Origin of the sequence: Gelidibacter gilvus (assembly GCF_004115975.1) — a bacterium.
Classification (GTDB): domain Bacteria; phylum Bacteroidota; class Bacteroidia; order Flavobacteriales; family Flavobacteriaceae; genus Gelidibacter; species Gelidibacter gilvus.
The window spans coordinates 398,220-416,450 of sequence record NZ_SDDZ01000001.1 but is presented as its reverse complement, the minus strand read 5'-3'; the positions used below and the strand labels follow the sequence as shown (position 1 = coordinate 416,450).

The following is an 18,231-nucleotide window of genomic DNA, read 5'->3' as shown; positions in this document are numbered from 1 at the left end:
GGATTATGTTATGGACAATCTTTCTTTTAGAACAAGAAAAATAAACTTTGTGTTACCCACAAGATAGCGCTTCCACATGCGTTTTGGTTCTTGAATAAAACGGTAAAACCATTCCATTCCAGAGTTTTGCATCCATAAGGGTGCGCGTTTTACTTTACCGGAAACCACATCAAAGCTACCTCCGACACCCATAATAAAGTTGACATTACTGAGAAGCTCCTTGTTCTCGTATAAAAAGTTTTCTTTTGTGGGAGAGCTGATCGCTACAAAAAGAATACTGGCACCACTTTTAGATATTTCTTTCGCTATTTCCTGCTCTTCTTCTTTTTTAAAATAGCCATTTCTATAACCAGCGATAATGTTTGGCGAATAGGCCTTGGAATATTTATTTACGACTTCTTTGACAACTTCCTCCTTGGCTCCAAAAAAGAATATTTTGGTGTTGTTTTTATGTGCACAGGCCACCAAATTTATCATTAAATCAATGCCTGCAACGCGTTCTTTTAAAGGCTTTCTTAAAATCCGAGATGCCCAAACCACAGCTTGACCATCGGCATTTATCAAATCACTTTCATTAACACTTTTACGCAATTGTAAATCCGATTGCATGGCAACAATTTTGCCTGCATTTACAACCGTGTGATGTATTTGCTTTTTATTCTTAATGGCATTTTCAACAATCGCCAGTGTCTCTTCTGTGGAATAGTTATCTATAACCGTATTAAGAATTTTAATCCTGTTCATTGCTCTTCTGATTCAACAAAATAATAACTAAACGCATAAAACATCCAAGATTGTGCCCATCTTATATAAGGAATTCCTGATGTAACATGCTTCTTTTTTTGATAGTAAAAATAACCTTTTGGAGATTGCATGTTAATGATGGTCCAATTAAGAACGCGATCTACCAGTGCTTTCTGAGACGTAAAATTACCACATTTTGCCAAGGTAACAATTAATTGTGCGGGGGCATGAATGTCAATTGGAAATATGCTGTTGTTGTAATATTTGGAAATTCCCTCGTCAGTGAAAAACGTAGTTAAATAATAAGACATTCCTTTATCAAAGTATTCATCATAGGAAGTATCTCCAGAGACCGTACGATAGACATGGATACATTCAAGATTATATCCCGTATGAAAATTATCTATCCATTGGTGGAAAGGCAAGGTGCCATAGCTCCATGATCCATCTTGATACTGCCTTTTACACACATAGGAGACCACTTTTTTGGCTTCGTCCAACAAATGGCTTTCTTGGGTATATTTATAAACCAAACTCAATAATTTTGCACCTAGCAAACCCGCATTATAAACTTGCGTATGATCTAAAGGTGAATATGAAAAGGTAAAATCGCCGTCATTGTCATAGGATTTGTTCAAATCGTTCAATACAAATTTTGAGGCACTTATAGCCGTATCCAAATACAGCTTGTTTTGGGTAATGTCATAGGCTTCTAAAAGCGCTTCAGAGATGAAGGTAGTGGCCACTACTGTGGGTGTGAATTTTGGCTGAAAAAAGGCTCGCGCTTGCCAGTCAAAATTATAGCCCCAACACGCTCCAGAGTAACCTTTGGTTTGAAGACTGATAATTTGATGGGCCAAAGTGTTTATTTTCTCTAAATGGACCGGATTTTTTTCAATCTTATAAAGATTGCAATATCCCGTCAAAAAAAGTCCCAATCCCTTAGGATTGTAATCCTTTTCCACCCCAAATAAAGGTCGTAAATTAATCGGGCTTCTTTTGAAAAGTTGGATCCAAGCTAATCTGAAGAATCTGGATTTTCCTAAAACGGTCTTCTGAATGAACCAACTGTTTAAACCGTCATAGGGATCCCATCCTTTAAAGTTTTCTTTTTCACAATATGCCTTGAGTTTTTCAAAGCTCTCACTCATTTGATGGTATTCCAATTTTTTCTGATAGTTTAAATATTAAACCAAATAACACAATCCAAAAGATTGATGACGAATGCGGAAGCTCTAAAATGACATTAAAAGCAGAAAAGACCACCATTCCAACCAAACTTAATGACAAAAATAAAATTTCATTATCCATTCTGAAGCTTTTATAGGTGAAAAACGCTTTAATGGGATAAAACAAAAACACGATTGAAAGGATACCGATGTGGATGGCCATAGATAGAAAAGAATTATGTGGAGCCGTCAGGTATTTTTCATCGCCAGAAATCCTAGGACTCTTTGGCAAATCGGGGTAAAGTGAATTTAAATTTTTTATAGTCTCTTCTGTGCCATATTGGATTCCAAACCCATCACCAAAAATAAAATAGTTGTTAGCAATGCGCAACAAGGAATCTTTCCAAAACAATAATCGCCACTTGACATTAACGTCTGTAAATGAAGGGATAAAGTAAAAAACCAATACCATCCCAATTAAAAGAGACATCGATACTATAATTCTATAATTTCTTGAGCTCATCACAAACAGATAAGCAATATAAATCACGGCTAAACTCAAATATGTCGAATCATGTCCGGTAGAAAGCGACACTATAAAAACGACTGCAAACAGTATATTTTTCAGCAATTTACCCTTCACATTAATCAAAATATAACTGGCTAAAATAAAAATGCCCATCATTATTATGGGCGAAAAATACCATCTTTCAAAAAAAGGATTTTTGCCCACGTAAAGGAATATATAGGGAATATATAGAATTTGTACTGTTACACACGCCAATCCAAAATACATCACGTATTGCGCGAAATTCTTGCTTATGGTCTTGTTTGTAAAAACCGAATTCATAATGACATAGAGACAAATGCCATAACCAAAGATCATGAATTGTCTTAAAATAATTTCTACATTTTCAATGCCTCGGTTAAAGAAAGAATATATTAAGTAGAAAACGGCAATTAAAAACAGTAACTCTATACTTCTGATGCGTTGAGCGAATTTAAAATAGGGAATGCAAAAAAGCATCATCATCAACAACATCACATCATGGGCATAGAAAAAAGGAGGAAATAAAGTGAGCGTCGTATATGATTTTCCAAAAGCTATTAGAAATACCAAATCCAACGCTAAAAGAAAACTAATACCTATGATTATCCTTAATTTCATGTTCTTTTAGGGCGCATTAGAAGTAGTGCATAAAAGAAGCTGAAAAACACGATTCCTTGTTGTCTTTCTAAAACATCTTCTGTCATAAAAAACGTCAAGGTCATAATTAAAAACCAAAAATACAGGTTATTGATCTCAATGCCTTTTAAGTAAGGCCAAAATAGGATTATAAAAAACAGCACAAATCCAAAAACACCAAAAGCCGCAAGTATTTGGAGGTATTGATTATGAGGTCCAAATCTGCGCTCTGCAGCAAAATCATAACCTTTATCAATATACTCGCCAACGAGATCTTGTTTCAAATCGCCTGGACCAACACCTAAAACCGGATTTTCTAAAAACAAATTGAATGTGGAGCTCCACTTAACCAATCTGATAGAAAGTACATTCCTCGTGTCCTGATTATCTGTTATTTCCACATTTGTTCTTTTAAACTGCTGAATCTTATCAATCCTAAAGGGGTTGAAAATATAAAAAGCAATCGCTAGGATAATAACAAGAAACACCGCGCCAAACTTATAAGGTTTCCTTTTAATCAAAGAGAACAAGAACAACACCGTTACACCCAATAAGCATATAATACCAATTAAAGACTTAAGCAAAAAAATGTTTATAATGATAAAAATCGATAAAAATATCGATAAGAATTTCTTGGGTTTAAAAAGATACTTTACCGTTAAAACCAAACTAAACATCAAAAATAGCGATACAACAGTAGGATGCCAATCAGAAAAAACTCTTGTTAAACCATAAGATAAAAATTTATAGTAATCACCTTTAGCTACCCTAACGATATAACGCTCCGTTTGAATAATGTCAACAACGGCATAAACATCAGCGATAAAGACAAATAAAACTGTCGAAAACAGAAAAACCAGCAGTATATTTCTTTTTATTCTATCATCAATCACGTTGCTGATAAAAGCCAGTGGAATGAGCAGATAAGACAGGTGCATAGTGATTTGGCCAAAGCCACTTGGCAAATCGTTTGTATAAAACAAACTCAAAGGGTATAACAAAAAAAAGAAAGGAAGTAAAAACGGAAGAATTGTAGTTTGACTTTTTATTTCTTTGTATTGCTTGGTAACCAACCACAACAAGAACAGTAATGCGATAACAACACCTTCAAAATTGTAAATTCCTGAGGGTATCATAAAAGCCAACACATACATTACATAGATATATAGGCTTTTCAAGTTTGCTTGTGACAACATATTTAGCTAATAGTTTGTGGCAGACCAATATTTAAACTATCAATTATTTTAAATGTAGTTTCAGTGGTAAGCCTTATGGATTCAAAGCTTATTGGACTGACAGTGCCTTCTTTTATCGAAGTCAAAAATGCTTCTACTTCTTGTTTATGCCCTTTTGAAATGGACTTTATTTTTGTGATTTTATTTCCTTCATGCAGTTCTCCCGACCTAAAATCGTGGATTCTACCGGTTTTTCCGCCTCCAAAAACTTCAATCATTTCTTTTGGCAAAGATTTGTCGCCATTGGCCAAATAATTAAGACTTCCTACAGAACCATTTTTAAACTTTACTATTATAGAAATATTATCATCAGCTTTCAGTTTCTCATTGGTGGTATTGATACAATCCGCATAAACTTTAATAGGTTCAGAATCCGTGAAATACTGCATCAAATCTATAAAATGGCACATTTCGCCAATAATTCTTCCGCCACCAATTTCAGGGTTTTGTGTCCAATGCTCTTTGGGAATAAATCCTGCATTTACCCTTATATTTACAAATACAGGCTCCGTTAAATTCTCGAAAGCTTTTTTAATGGCCTTAGAAACATCTGCAAAACGTCTGTTAAACCCAACCATAAGCGTGACGCCTGCCTCTTTATAGTCCTCCTCAACGTCTTTTAGCTCTTCTGGAGTCATGGCCAAAGGCTTTTCTATAAAAACGTGCTTATTCGCCTTTAAAGCACCAATCGCGTATTGTGCGTGTGAGTTATGAGGTGTTGCAATAAAAACCGTATTGATTTGAGGGTTTTCCATAACATCGTCAGCATTTGAAGAGGTATGGTTAAATCCGAATTTTTCAGCGACATTTTTAGATGTAATTCCCTTGGTGGTTACCACAGTGTCCAAAGAGGCACCCGCAGCTTTAACATTGGGAATCAAATAACTTTGGGCAAAACTTCCCGCGCCTATAAATCCGATATTGATGTTTTTAACAGCATTTGTATTGACTTTAAACTTTGATACGTTTTTTAGTGAATTACTGTCATCATATTTTAATAAAATCCCTAGGGAAAACTCTTCAACTTTACCTAAAACAATGTCATAAGCTTTCTCAGCCTCCACAATATCAAAGACATGAGTGGTCAGCGGTTTTAAATTCACACTGCCATTTGAAATCAATTTCAAAAAAGCTTCCATATTTCGCTGTTCTGTCCAACGCACATAAGCATAAGGATAATCTTGACCGTTTTCTTCGTAATTCACATCGTATCGACCAGGGCCATAGGAACATGACATCCGTAAATCCAATTCTTTTCTAAAAAAATGAGGATCTCTTGGGATGTCCATTTTGACAGCGCCAACCACAACTATTTTTCCTTTTTTTCGTGCGATCTCAGCGGATAGCTCAATTGGATCATTGGATGGTGTGGCAGCAGTAATAATGACACTATCAAAACCATGTCCATTTGTAAAGTCGTCTATTGTAGCCAAAAGATTGGAGTCACTTCTTAACATTGCGTTATCTGCGACCGTTTCATTGGCAAGAGCTACCAATCGGGAAGATAAATCAATGCCAAACACATTGCAGCCATTTGCTTTTAGAAGTTGACATGTGATCTGGCCTAATAACCCCAAACCGATGACACAAACATTATCACCAAGAGTTGGTTCACTTTGTCTAACACCTTGCAGGGCAATTGCCCCTAATGTTGTATAACTGGCATCTTCAAAGGAGACATTGTCCGGTATTTTTGCGATTAAATTTTGTGGTATGGCTACAATTTCAGAATGAGATGCATAATCTTGTCCAGCACACGCCACTCTATCGCCAACTTGAAACATGTTGTTAGTGTCCATGGATGCACTAACCACACCAGAGGTGCTATATCCTAAAGCTTTTAAACTGTCTAATTTTGTTTTTACCTTGTCTAATGTTGCCTTTAAACCTTCTTTTTTAATATTTTGAATTACTTGCGCAACTAAATCTGGCCGTTGTTTTGCTTTTCCAAGTAAGCTGGCCTTACCAACTTTAACTGTGCCTCGCTCCGTCCCGGCGCTTATTAATGAAAATTTGTTTTCAACCAAAACCATGCCTTCTGAAATTGAGGGCAAGGGCACATCATCAACATATAACTCTCCCGATTTGAAATTTTGTATGACTTGTTTCATGAATTTGAATTATTTTACCAACTGCTTTTAGTTGATGGCATATTGTTTTATTGAAAGCAGTGGTTACTTCTGAATATATTCCCTGTACTGATTATCATACATATATGTGATATTATCATACATTTTTTCTAGATCATAAATAACTTGCCACGTCCTACCTTCATTATTAAATTGGCCAACGCCTACCTCAACAATCTTCTTTTCTGATGGCACCTCTTTTCTAATTACTGTAAAATTTTCATACTTTGATCCAAGCCTCTGATCTATCTGAGCATCTCTTCCATTAAAATCCAATACCATGTTTTCCTCAGTATTTTCAAATTTGACATGCAAGTAAAACCTGGTATCTACATCTACATCAATGTTTGTTGGTTTAATAAAGTAAACCATATTCCCATTAACCAATACATCGTAACCTTCCGGATACATCATAAAGTAACCTTGAGCTAATGCCGTTTCAAATTCTTTTAAATATCTAGTTGATTTAATATTTTTGGCATATTCATTTCTGTAGTTGTGGATATCTTGACCTAACATCCCTGATTGAATCGTTGTTGTCCAAACCCTTCCCACATTATCATATTGACCTACTATAATTTCATAATCACCTTCTACCTTAGGTAAAACAAACTTGTGCACCGCAACATTATTATAATTTTCACTCAAACTGTCGTTGAAGTTTACTTCGGAAGGCGGCAAGTTAAAATTTTGCAAGCTTCCGTTTTTTGGAATAACATCCACAAAGAAGGTGGTGTTTTCATCCTTTTCTGAAGGATTGGCTTTGAGCATATAAAGTGTATTATTCTTTAACGCGATATCATAGCCAGAGGAATGTTTTACAAAATAACCATCAAAAAGTGCCTCTTCAATTTCGCGATCCTCAAAAGCTGTTTTTGACGTTTCTGTTTCTGAAGTTTCGTCAGCTTTACTTTGTTTGGAATCGTCCTTACAGGATGCCACAATCATTACTAAGGTCAGAATAACAACTAATTTTTTGAGCATTTTATTTAATGTTAATTTTAAGATTCTTTAGACTTTAATTTTATTTAACATAGACATGATCGTGTCTTTTATGGTGAAGGTTCTAATGTCGTTTTTAAACATTTCAGATAAATGATACGTCGTTAAGGCGGTTTTTATCAAGTCTTGGACGCCATAGTTAAAACCAACTTTATCATGGTACAAATCTACAACATATTTATACATTTCATCATGCCCTTTAATGCGTTTAATGCGATTTCTATTGTGCTTCTTACCATTTTTTGTTATGAAATACATTCTTTGGTAATCGTCAATATGGTAGGTTTCAAGCTCTGTGCGTATCTCTATTTTTTCCTGGACCCCTCTCAAAGAGTTACCTTTATCAGATACCGTTATGTTAGCAAGTGATCCATTACTATATAAAATTGATACGGCAAATGTCTCGTCCTTAGAAGCGCTTTTTAGCATGTTCAGTTCTATCGGAATCTCGTCTTCAAGCCAAAAATTACAGATGTCAATCCAATGTGTTAAATTTCCTGTGATGCGTGTGCCTTGATTTTCCCAAAAATACCAATGATTGTCATTTATGAGTATTTCCTTTATAGAGATATTGATAACCGCTCTTTGACCACTCAAACGTTTCTTGATTTCTTGATTAATGGGGATATATCTTCTATTATATCCTATTTCAATTTTAGCTCCATTGAGGTAAAGTTGGACTAACTTTGAAATATCATCTAAAGTGACACAAGGCGGTTTTTCTATAAAGAAAATTGTATTTGGATTGATATTGAAAATCTCCCCAACAATCCGTGTATGATCGGAATGATAGGTGGCTATAATGGCCAATGGCTTTTTTACCAAACTTAGTTGATCATAACTCTCTTGAGGTACCAAACCACTAAATTCATAATTATAGGATGTTTTGTAGTAATCAGCATAGGTTGAGACATAATCAATACAATAAATCTGCTTTAAACTCTTCAGATTAGGTGCAATATAAACACGTGAATAATCACCTAAACCATATAAAAACACGCCCTCATCATAGGTTGGAGAAATGACATTTAAGGGGTTTTCCTTTTTTTCAGAAATGGCAATGGGTTTAATTTTGTCCTGATCAGAATAGTCCTTTCCAACAAATTGGTTGAAGTTCAAGCTGCTGTTTTCAAAAGAATAATTGAAACTTTCATCACTCTCAAAAAAGGCATTCCTGATCACAAAATCCTGAAGTTCCCTTGAAGTTTGAAGGCTAAAATTTAAGTAAGTTTTATTTTGATACTTAACCTTTATGATGGTTTTGTATTTATGTAGATCCAATAATCTATTCCTTTTGGATCTTATTTTGGCGAAAGTCCTCTTAAAACCTTCAGCAAAAAGGAAAAACCAAACCTTTCGAAGTTTATGTTCAGCTTCTGGCCTATCCTTGATCTCTCCGTGTTCAATTTGTTCTACAGAAATCAATTCATCATACTCCAGAGCATCTAATCTATTAATCTCAAACATATGCTTCTTCTAATATAGCTTCAAAAATAACATTAAGATTCCTGTCAAAACGATCTAGTGAATAATATTCGCTAAACTGAGTGCGACAGTTGGCGCTCATTTTAATCAATTTAGGCGTATTGTCAAGCATCTTTACAATTTCATCAGCTAACATCTTAGGCTGGTTTTTGGGCAAAAGAACTCCTGTATTTTGATCAATAATTTCCGGGATAGCCCCCTCAAAGGTAGAAATTACCGGAAGTCCGTATTGTAAGGCCTCTAAAATGACTAATGGAAACGCGTCATTAAGCGTTGGGTGTACAAATATTTTTGACGATTCAAAAAAGGCATTCTTCTGAGAACCAGTTTTTGAACCATGGATAATGACATTTTTCTTTAATCCGGACGACTCTATCTTATCATTTACCTTTTGCAAAATATCTGCATTTACAGTGTCACCAACAATATTCACTTTTATTAATGGCCGTTTTTTAACGACCAATTGTAATGCTTCTAAAAGAACAAATATACCTTTAGAAGGGAATAAATTGGATAAAAACAGAATATCATCCTCTTTTTCCTCTAATTTAAAAGACGAAGAACCTTCTACTTTTTTAATTCCATTTTGAAGTGTATAGGTTTTGGTGTTGGTTAAATTCAGCGGGGTTATTTCACTAGCCAACAGTCCATCTGAGAGATGGATTATAGTGGCATTATTAAATACCCATCTGTAAATTTTCAATAAAAACCCATGTTTAGTAATGTTATCAGCAATTCCTTTACCATGTAAATGGTAAATTGGATGTACTCGCATTACTTTAATAATGAGCACATACAGTAAATCTCTATAAAAGGTATTGTTGGCTGGGGAAATTGTAAAATAAATAAAGTTTGGTCTAAACGTGATGCATTTCTTAATTAAACTATAGGCAATTTTAAAAGTTCGAAATATCTTTTCAAAACTTAATTGGGAAAGTGTTTCAAGGTTATTTGAGAATTTGAGCTCAACTTCATCCTTTCTAAAAGGGCCATTAAAAATATCTAAATTGTAGATATGTTCATTTATAACAGAGACGCCATGAATTGGAGGTGGTAGTTGTATTAGAAATAAGATCTTATTCTTTTGACGTTCTTTTTTCATAAAAAATGTATGTAAAGTAAATGAGCCAAAAGTATATGGCAGAATGAGGCAACTCTAAAATAACATTAAAAAACACCCATATTATTAATCCCCATAATGTGAAAAACAAGAATAAACGATCCTTGTCCATCGATCTACTTTCGATAAATATTTGACTGAATAATCCTTTTATTGGCAGAAATAAAAGTAACAGAGGCACCACGCCAATATGATGAATAATAGTTAGAAATGAATTGTGCGGCGGAGTTACCCATCTTTCATATTTATAATTAACCCCAGTTTCCATAAATGAAGAATTAATTTGTCTGGTAAATACTTTAGCATCTTCCAAAGACATGTAAGGCCTTCCGAAACCATCACCAAAAATCATAAAATTATCAATAACGGCCCTATGTACTACTTGCGACCAATAGATGATTCTCCAAGTAGCATTATTATCATTAAACTGAGGTAATTGAAACAAAAGTACCAATATCACCAATAACACACCAGCAGTAATAAATCTAACCTTTGGGGTAAATGAAATATAGAAATGGATCAAAAGCATTACAAACAAGGCGAAGAAAGAAGATGCGTGACCTAAAAGCCCAGAAATTATTAAGGCCATTAAAAACACCAAAGCTCTTTTGGAACCATTAAAAAACACCAAAGCATAGGCACCATAAGTCAATACACCCATCACAACAACAGACGAATAATATGAAAACGTTGTTAACGGTGAGTAATTTGGAACAGTAGCATATAGGTATGCAAAGTAAATTAACTGAAATACAATAGACCAAAAAGCAATTTTTTTGATAATAGCAATTGCCTTATCAATGTTTTCAGGTGTTTCGAACACTTTATTAGCTATTATATAGCAGCATATAAGATAGAAAAATAGAAAAAACTGCCGGAATAAATAAATTAAATAATCCCCGCCTAAGTCAAAGAAAAATATTGATTTTACTAAATAAATTATTGAAATAAGACATAATAAGAAAATCGACGGAAATTTAAAAGTTAACTTTGTTCTTACCAAGGCAACCATTGTAGCCAAAATGAGTAGAAAGTCGTGCACATATAAAGGTCCTTTAAGCGGTAGTTTGGAGAACCCTCTATCAAAGAGAAATAACGCAAGAACGATAATCATAAATATCGAAGCTGCTGGTTGAATTTTTATTCTTGATCGTTCCGCACTCATCTATTAATTTCTATATTCCAACTAATTTTCAATATTGACCTTCTTACCAATTTTATTTTTCAAAATTAGTAATATATAAACGGATACTATGGCCACAAATGATATCAATGAGATTAATTTAGAGTTTAACATCATTAATAGAAAATTCAGTGTCACCAATACAACAGCACTTGGGATGAAATATAAGGCTCTATCTTTAAAAAACTTGAACTTGCCCAAACCCCAACCATGGATTAAAATAGCGCACAATTCGCCTATGGAAATAGCTAAATAAATATAGGATTCGTTTGTGTTGTCTACAAAACTGAAAATAAAAACTAATACCAATACTACAACAGCACCAAAAATAAATCCGAGAGCATAAATTTTGTCTTTATTCTTTAAAATTAATTCTAGTGATCCAGCAAAGGATATCGATGTGAAAAAGATGGCTGGTAGCAAGTATATCATACTATCCAATGATTTCTGATAATCCTTAGTGAAAAATTTAATTGAAAACTCAGGGTAATAATAAAAGACTATGATCACAGCTATGGAAACAAAAACTCCAATTTGATCAACATATTTCACCAAATCTCCATCGGTAAGTTCTTTAAACAGAATTTGCACGAGCAATCTTTTGATACCAATATAAAAAACATAAATTTTTAATAAGAGATACGCATTTGCAATGGCGTGTTCGGTAAAAAAGAAACTTGCAAAAGAAACAATACCCAAACCAAAAAAAACAAGTGCGAAAGAAGCAATACCCACATTGAATGAGGCATAATAAGACTTATAAAAATCTTTTTTAGGCATCAAAAAATAAGTTTGCTTATTAAAATAGGAAGAGAGCAATCCTACTAACAAATAAGTTAACAGTACTGTTATGATATAGGTGATCTTGACGTATTCATTATCGAACACGACACTTAAAATAATAAATATGGATAGAATAAAAACTCTTAAAAAAGACAGAAAAGCACCTTTTACGGGCTCTCCCTTACCATAAAATGAATAATCTGAATTTAAAGCTATTAAGGGGATCACTACATAGAATAAAAGATGGTCCAGTTTGATTTCTTTAAAAAACAAATCAAAACAGATGATACTTACAAAAATGAGCAACGAAAAAGTAAAGCGATCTCTCTGACTATTTATTAAGATTTTTTGCCATTTATCAGCTAATGCTATATCTCTTACGGTAACCAATTGAAGGCCTAATGCTATAATTGCAGTAAAAATAACAACAAGAGATTCAAAATTTCCAATGTCATAAACAAGTGATTGATCCAGCGATTTTAAAAAACCAACAGAGACCAATGATATGATTTGAGAAAATCCTGTTAATAGTGCAACAATAAATATTCTTTTAATCATATAGCAAATTTATAGATCTTAATTTTCACTCAAAAACCAGCATTTATCTAGCTAGTCTCGTTAACAAGAAATTAATTATCTATTTTTTTAAAACAAAATAAACGGATTGAGGAAAAAGCCTTCGAAACTTGTTTTCAGTGTGATATTTAACATTATTTCTGAAAACACTTGATAATACCTTATCAAAATAAACATAGGGTTTATAAGCATAAATGGGCTTTGAAAGTATGTTCTGGGTTAATCTTGAGAATAAGGTTGAAAGTGTAAAGCAGTATTTCCTACTTATGACGTCAAATTCAAACCGCTTCAACTGCTCGTTAAGAAATGATTCAGGAAGGCCTCTTTCGTTCTTGGTGAGCGCATATCTTGGCTGTCTCCAGTCTCCCATTGACACTATGGGTTCTCTTAGTAGCAATATGCCATCTTTCCTCATCGTTCTGTGGATTTCTTTCAATACATGAGAAACATTTGGAATATGATGTAACACCCCAAAACATGTGACTAAATCAAAAAAACCATCTTCAAAAACTATATCACCGTTAATTTGTGGCTTGATGTAGGTAATGGTTTTATCTTTTATTTTTTGTCCTTTAAGTTTATCTGATGGTTCAAGAATATATAGATTTTCAATCTTATCTAAAATAGGTAAAAACTCATGCCCAGTGGCAGATCCTATACCTAAAACATTTTTATACGTTCGGTTTTTCTCCAAATATTGATACCCATGAACCCTATTAATATGCTCATAAAGATATATATCCTGATCTAAAAGGATCAATTCCCTTGAGTCAAGTTTAGAGTAACCTTCCTCTTCCTCCTTATACCATTGCGTTATTTGATCGCTATTGAAGTCGTCTCCATATAATTTTTGTCCGTTAAAATATTCTTCCATATTAACAATTTGACGTAAAACTATTACCTGTTGTTTATAACTCCACAAAAGTTAAACATAACTTTATCAGAAGACAAACTTAATGTTTTCAGTTCTTTATGAACTATCAGCGGGAAAATAATATCCATTTTTTCATAGCTGTCTTCTAGTGAGTAAACTTTAAAACCTATGTAATTCACTATTGAACACAGCCACAAATAGTTTTTAGCATTGGTGCCGTGCCTAATTTAGAAATTTGTATCCTCATTGTTTTACAGTTTCTCTAAGCATGGAAACGTCTATAAAATAACGAAAATTTTATCTCAGTAATTGTACTTTTTCTAATTGCAAGGTGAATTACATGTATTGATTGTGGTGACTGTGAGCTATTTTACCTTAGAAAGCGCATTAGCTAAACTGTCTTTCCAAAATGGAATTTTTAAAGCAAATTCATCAGTAATTTTAGAGGTATCCAACACACTGTATTTTGGTCTCTCAGCTAAAGTCGCATAATCTTTCGAAAGAATTGGGTTTAAGCTAAGGTCGTTGTTAGTTAGCTCAAAAATAGTTTTCGCGAAATCAAACCAACTGATCTGACCGTGATTGGAATAATGGTAAATACCATAATTATCTGTATCAAGTTGAATTATTTGTATCAACGCTTCGGCTAAATCTATTGCATATGTTGGGGAACCTATTTGATCATTGACAACGCTTAACTGAGTTTTTTCCGAACCCAATCTCAGCATTGTTTTCATGAAGTTATTTCCAAATTCAGAATACAACCAAGAGGTTCTTACAATAAAATAAGAGGGACAATTCTTTTTAACCTCAACTTCTCCATTTAGTTTGGTCAGTCCATAAACACCCAGAGGATTAACACGATCTGTTTCTTTGTAGGGGTTGGAACTCTTCCCATCAAAAACAAAATCGGTAGATATTTGAATTAACTTACTACCGTTCCGTTGACACGCATTGGCTATATTTCTTGCGCCAACTACGTTAACCTGAAGTGCCAATTCCTGATTTTCTTCAGCATGATCCACCGCTGTATATGCTGCACAATTAATACACCAATGGATATGATGTGCTTCAAAGAAGTCTAGAACATCCTTTTCATTTGTAATATCGAGTATGTCTTTGTCTACAAACAAAAAATGAAGTGATGGAAACTGATTGGCAATGCTTTGGATGCATTGTCCCAATTGACCGTTACCACCTGTGACAAGGACTGTTTTTTTCATTTGAAAAGAGTTTCAAACGTTGGAAGTTCTTTGTCTTTTTCTGAAATAATAAGTTCTGATTCTGAAAATCCCCAATCGATCTGGAGTGTTTGATCATTAAAAATGATTCCACTTTCAGATGCTTTGTTGTAGTAATTATCGCATTTATAAGAAAAAATAGTATGGTCTTCCAAAACTAAAAATCCATGTGCAAAACCTCGTGGAATATATAGTTGCTTGTTGTTTTGGGCACTCAAAACCATTGAGAAGTGCTGTCCAAAAGTTTTAGATTCCGGTCGAACATCTACAGCAACGTCCAAAACACTGCCGGTAATAACTCGAACCAATTTTGCCTGTCCAAAATCTCCGGTCTGAAAATGTAGCCCTCTTAACACCCCCTTTTGGGATAATGATTGGTTATCCTGAACAAAATCAATTGAGAGCCCTGTTAATTTTAAAAATTGCTTTTTATTGAAACTTTCAAAAAAAGTGCCGCGGTCATCTGCAAAAACTTTTGGCGTAATTAAATAACAATCTTTTAAGTTCGTCTCTTCTATTCCCAAAATAACTTATTTTAAATCTATCAAATTTTGTCCATAGCCACTTTTTAAAAGTGGTTCGGCCAACGCATGTAATTGTTTTTTATTGATGAACCCCATTTTGTAGGCTGCCTCTTCAATTGAGCCTATTTTAAGACCTTGACGTTCTTCAATTACTTGGACAAACTGTGCCGCCTGCATAAGCGATTTAAAGGTGCCTGTGTCTAGCCAAGCGGTTCCTCTATCCAAAATACTTACACTCAGTTTTCCTTGCTTTAAATACGCCTTATTGACGTCAGTAATTTCCAACTCACCTCTTTTACTAGGTTTAATGCTCTTAGCTATTTCAATAACTGAATTATCATAAAAGTAGATTCCAGGAACAGCATAATTGGATTTTGGGGTTATCGGTTTTTCTTCTATGGAAATAGCATGCCCATTCTCATCAAACTCAACCACCCCATAACGTTCAGGATCATTGACATGATAAGCATAAATAATACCTCCATCTGGGTTGCTGTTGGCTTGAAGTAGCTCAGACAATCCCGATCCGTAAAAGATATTATCACCCAAGATTAAGGCAACTTTATCTTTCCCAATAAATTCTTCCCCAATTAGGAAAGCTTGGGCCAAACCCTTAGGCTCTTCCTGTACTGCGTAATGGAATTCGCAGCCAAATTGAGTGCCATCACCCAACAGTAGTTTAAAAAGAGGTAAATCTTGCGGTGTCGAAATAATCAGAATTTCTCGAATACCTGAGGATATCAAGGTGGATATAGGATAATATATCATGGGTTTGTCATAGACGGGCATCAATTGCTTGCTTATGGCTAAGGTTAATGGATGCAATCGCGTTCCAGATCCTCCGGCTAAAATAATTCCTTTCATCTTAACTGTATTGCTTTTTATAATAGGATTGATACGCGCCAGTAGTCACGTTTTTGAGCCATGTAGCATTCTCTAAATACCAATCAATAGTTTTAGCAAGACCCTGTTCAAAGGTTAATGAAGGTTCCCAACCCAGTTCTTTTTTAAGTTTATTGGCATCAATGGCATACCTTAAATCATGTCCTGGCCTATCCTTGACATAGGTAATAAGTTTGTGGGAAGTTCCTTTGTCATTCTCCAATCTAAGATCCATCTTATCACACAAAAGGTTGATCAAATCAATGTTTTTCCATTCGTTAAATCCGCCAATATTATAAGTTTCATTAATTTTACCTTTATGAAAGATCAAATCTATCGCCTCTGCATGATCTTCCACATAAAGCCAATCTCTAGTATAATTGCCGTCGCCATAGACTGGCAGTGATTTTCCACTTAAAATATTATTGATAAATAAGGGAATTAGTTTTTCAGGAAATTGATAAGGCCCATAATTGTTTGAACAATTGGAAATGATATATGGCAATCCATAAGTTTCTCCGTAAGCCCTGACAAAATGATCTGAACTTGCTTTGGACGCCGAGTAAGGTGAATTAGGATCATAAGGCGTCTCTTCTGTAAAAAATCCTTCTTGACCTAAACTGCCGTAAACCTCATCGGTACTAATATGGTAAAAAAGCTTGCCATTAAAATCGTCTTTCCAGAGCATTTTAAAAGCATTCAGCAAATTCATCGTGCCTATAACATTTGTTTTTACAAATGCCAAAGGATCCTCAATAGATCGGTCTACATGAGACTCCGCCGCTAAATGTATGACCTTATCAAACTTATAGGTTTCAAAAATCTCGTTTATAAAATTTTGGTCAACGATATCACCTTTTATGAAAGTATAGTTTGGTAGATTCTCAACATCCTTTAAATTCTCTAAATTTCCAGCATAGGTAAGGTTATCGAGATTATACATTTGATGGTCAGGATATTTAGTTAGAAATAATCTAACAACATGAGATCCAATAAAACCGGCTCCTCCTGTTATTAAAATCGACGTTTTACCTTTCATAACCTCGAACATATTTAATGGTTCGTTTAATCATAAAAATAATGGTCAGCACTAAAAACCCAATTAGTGGAAAAAGGATAGTGTATCTATCCTTAAACTTGGAAGTTATATTACCTACCTCTTGAAAACTAGACACAACATCAAAAAAACTATCCTCTTCTACTTTCATTTCATCTAGTTTCGCTAATTTGTTTCTTAGAACAATTTCTCTTTCGAGCAACTCAAATTCTTTAGTTTTAGACTTACTTTCGGGTTCGAATGAAAGACCTTCTCCAAAGCTAATTTTAGTAGCGCCCTTTCGGGATTCTTCTCGAAGAACCGCAATGTAAACTTTGCTAAGGGAGTCAACTGAGGTAAGGGAAGCTAAAATGTTTGATTTCTGTATTGCAATTAAGGTATCCCTTCTTTGTTTCATACGCTCAGAATAGGTGTTCCTGAATGTTCTATTTAATCCCTCTTCTAGATTTTTAAATATATCTTTTTTTGTTGATTCTACGTTGATCTCGAAAATTACTGAAGAGTAAATATCTCTATTTCGGATAAATTCTTTATAGGTAATAGTTCTTGCGCTAGATGTATCAATAGATTCAAGAAAATTGCCATAGGCCTTCGCTTTGTCATTATCACTTTCTGGTCCAGGCTTCACCTCAAAAGATTTTAGTTCTAAGGCAGATTCTAGAGGAATTTTAAAAACATTTGATAACTCTTCATAACCCTGTGTTTTAATCAATGTATTAAAATAATTGACGTTATTTATCAATTGATATTTAGAATCAAAATAAGGTTTTACTAGCAGTTGTGAAGAATAGACAACAGGCTGACTTCTTTCAATAAAATAACCTAAAATAAAGGCCCCAATCAAGACTGCAAAAATGAGCTTAAAGTTGTCAATTATGACTTTGAGGATGAATATAATAACACTGAATATAGCAGTAAATATTGAACCTATAAACCGAAAAAACCGTTCAAAAAGCCTTCCAATCGCATTAAACAATTGACCCAAATCAACCTCATCACTTGGTGGTTGATTTTTACTTAAATCTTCATTCATAGCTTTTA

16 protein-coding genes are annotated in these 18,231 nt (G+C 34.1%); all 16 read right to left on the bottom strand.

Annotated elements, in window-relative coordinates; translation table 11 throughout:
* Window positions 1–3 precede the first annotated feature (3 nt).
* The 16 genes from ESZ48_RS01775 to ESZ48_RS01700 all read right to left on the bottom strand — a co-directional run bounded on the left by ESZ48_RS01775 (window position 4) and on the right by ESZ48_RS01700 (window position 18,223).
* Window positions 4–744: a WecB/TagA/CpsF family glycosyltransferase gene (locus tag ESZ48_RS01775; RefSeq protein ID WP_129015588.1), complete on the bottom strand. Its 741-nt coding sequence runs from the start codon at window positions 742–744 to the stop codon at window positions 4–6.
* Window positions 741–1,895, bottom strand: a complete 1,155-nt coding sequence (locus ESZ48_RS01770; RefSeq protein WP_129015587.1) for a delta-aminolevulinic acid dehydratase — start codon at window positions 1,893–1,895, stop codon at window positions 741–743. The genes ESZ48_RS01775 and ESZ48_RS01770 overlap by 4 nt, the downstream gene beginning before the upstream one ends.
* Window positions 1,888–3,081 (bottom strand): O-antigen ligase family protein, encoded by a 1,194-nt coding sequence (locus tag ESZ48_RS01765; RefSeq protein ID WP_129015586.1) that lies wholly within the window; start codon window positions 3,079–3,081, stop codon window positions 1,888–1,890. Before ESZ48_RS01765 ends, ESZ48_RS01770 begins: the two co-directional genes overlap by 8 nt.
* Window positions 3,078–4,295 carry an O-antigen ligase family protein gene (locus ESZ48_RS01760; RefSeq protein WP_129015585.1) on the bottom strand — a complete coding sequence of 406 codons (1,218 nt, stop codon included), beginning with the start codon at window positions 4,293–4,295 and terminating at the stop codon, window positions 3,078–3,080. The genes ESZ48_RS01765 and ESZ48_RS01760 overlap by 4 nt, the downstream gene beginning before the upstream one ends.
* 2 nt (window positions 4,296–4,297) lie before the next feature.
* Window positions 4,298–6,445 (bottom strand): bi-domain-containing oxidoreductase, encoded by a 2,148-nt coding sequence (locus ESZ48_RS01755; RefSeq protein WP_129015584.1) that lies wholly within the window; start codon window positions 6,443–6,445, stop codon window positions 4,298–4,300.
* A gap of 63 nt (window positions 6,446–6,508) precedes the next feature.
* Window positions 6,509–7,447: a hypothetical protein gene (locus ESZ48_RS01750; protein ID WP_129015583.1), complete on the bottom strand. Its 939-nt coding sequence runs from the start codon at window positions 7,445–7,447 to the stop codon at window positions 6,509–6,511.
* A gap of 27 nt (window positions 7,448–7,474) precedes the next feature.
* Window positions 7,475–8,932 carry a Gfo/Idh/MocA family oxidoreductase gene (locus ESZ48_RS01745; RefSeq protein ID WP_129015582.1) on the bottom strand — a complete coding sequence of 486 codons (1,458 nt, stop codon included), beginning with the start codon at window positions 8,930–8,932 and terminating at the stop codon, window positions 7,475–7,477.
* On the bottom strand, window positions 8,925–10,052 hold the full coding sequence (locus ESZ48_RS01740) for a glycosyltransferase family 4 protein (protein WP_129015581.1): 1,128 nt from the start codon (window positions 10,050–10,052) through the stop codon (window positions 8,925–8,927). Before ESZ48_RS01740 ends, ESZ48_RS01745 begins: the two co-directional genes overlap by 8 nt.
* Window positions 10,027–10,893 (bottom strand): hypothetical protein, encoded by an 867-nt coding sequence (locus ESZ48_RS01735; protein WP_129015580.1) that lies wholly within the window; start codon window positions 10,891–10,893, stop codon window positions 10,027–10,029. The genes ESZ48_RS01740 and ESZ48_RS01735 overlap by 26 nt, the downstream gene beginning before the upstream one ends.
* Window positions 10,894–11,256: 363 nt before the next feature.
* Window positions 11,257–12,594: a hypothetical protein gene (locus ESZ48_RS01730; protein WP_129015579.1), complete on the bottom strand. Its 1,338-nt coding sequence runs from the start codon at window positions 12,592–12,594 to the stop codon at window positions 11,257–11,259.
* Window positions 12,595–12,673: 79 nt separating this feature from the next.
* Entirely contained in the window at window positions 12,674–13,486 is an 813-nt protein-coding gene (locus ESZ48_RS01725; RefSeq protein ID WP_129015578.1) for a class I SAM-dependent methyltransferase, read from the bottom strand.
* A gap of 365 nt (window positions 13,487–13,851) precedes the next feature.
* The gene (gene rfbD / locus ESZ48_RS01720; protein ID WP_129015577.1) at window positions 13,852–14,709 is read right to left on the bottom strand and encodes a dTDP-4-dehydrorhamnose reductase; all 858 of its coding nucleotides are present in this window, start codon (window positions 14,707–14,709) and stop codon (window positions 13,852–13,854) included.
* A complete protein-coding gene (gene rfbC, locus ESZ48_RS01715) occupies window positions 14,706–15,251 on the bottom strand; it encodes a dTDP-4-dehydrorhamnose 3,5-epimerase (RefSeq protein ID WP_129015576.1) in 546 nt (181 codons plus the stop codon). The genes rfbD and rfbC overlap by 4 nt, the downstream gene beginning before the upstream one ends.
* Before the next feature lie 6 nt (window positions 15,252–15,257).
* A complete protein-coding gene (rfbA, locus tag ESZ48_RS01710) occupies window positions 15,258–16,115 on the bottom strand; it encodes a glucose-1-phosphate thymidylyltransferase RfbA (RefSeq protein WP_129015575.1) in 858 nt (285 codons plus the stop codon).
* A gap of 1 nt (window position 16,116) precedes the next feature.
* Entirely contained in the window at window positions 16,117–17,172 is a 1,056-nt protein-coding gene (gene rfbB / locus ESZ48_RS01705; RefSeq protein ID WP_129015574.1) for a dTDP-glucose 4,6-dehydratase, read from the bottom strand.
* Complete coding sequence (locus tag ESZ48_RS01700) at window positions 17,162–18,223, bottom strand: hypothetical protein (RefSeq protein WP_129015573.1); 1,062 nt, start codon at window positions 18,221–18,223, stop codon at window positions 17,162–17,164. Before ESZ48_RS01700 ends, rfbB begins: the two co-directional genes overlap by 11 nt.
* Between the last annotated feature and the right edge of the window lie 8 nt (window positions 18,224–18,231).

Coding starts and splice junctions, on each gene's coding strand:
- ESZ48_RS01730 (WP_129015579.1), bottom strand. CDS start 12,594: ATGATTAAAAGAATATTTATTGTTGCACTATTAACAGGATTTTCTCAA.
- ESZ48_RS01725 (WP_129015578.1), bottom strand. CDS start 13,486: ATGGAAGAATATTTTAACGGACAAAAATTATATGGAGACGACTTCAAT.
- ESZ48_RS01740 (WP_129015581.1), bottom strand. CDS start 10,052: ATGAAAAAAGAACGTCAAAAGAATAAGATCTTATTTCTAATACAACTA.
- ESZ48_RS01765 (WP_129015586.1), bottom strand. CDS start 3,081: ATGAAATTAAGGATAATCATAGGTATTAGTTTTCTTTTAGCGTTGGAT.
- ESZ48_RS01750 (WP_129015583.1), bottom strand. CDS start 7,447: ATGCTCAAAAAATTAGTTGTTATTCTGACCTTAGTAATGATTGTGGCA.
- rfbB (WP_129015574.1), bottom strand. CDS start 17,172: ATGAAAGGTAAAACGTCGATTTTAATAACAGGAGGAGCCGGTTTTATT.
- ESZ48_RS01775 (WP_129015588.1), bottom strand. CDS start 744: ATGAACAGGATTAAAATTCTTAATACGGTTATAGATAACTATTCCACA.
- ESZ48_RS01745 (WP_129015582.1), bottom strand. CDS start 8,932: ATGTTTGAGATTAATAGATTAGATGCTCTGGAGTATGATGAATTGATT.
- ESZ48_RS01760 (WP_129015585.1), bottom strand. CDS start 4,295: ATGTTGTCACAAGCAAACTTGAAAAGCCTATATATCTATGTAATGTAT.
- rfbD (WP_129015577.1), bottom strand. CDS start 14,709: ATGAAAAAAACAGTCCTTGTCACAGGTGGTAACGGTCAATTGGGACAA.
- ESZ48_RS01755 (WP_129015584.1), bottom strand. CDS start 6,445: ATGAAACAAGTCATACAAAATTTCAAATCGGGAGAGTTATATGTTGAT.
- ESZ48_RS01700 (WP_129015573.1), bottom strand. CDS start 18,223: ATGAATGAAGATTTAAGTAAAAATCAACCACCAAGTGATGAGGTTGAT.
- rfbA (WP_129015575.1), bottom strand. CDS start 16,115: ATGAAAGGAATTATTTTAGCCGGAGGATCTGGAACGCGATTGCATCCA.
- ESZ48_RS01770 (WP_129015587.1), bottom strand. CDS start 1,895: ATGAGTGAGAGCTTTGAAAAACTCAAGGCATATTGTGAAAAAGAAAAC.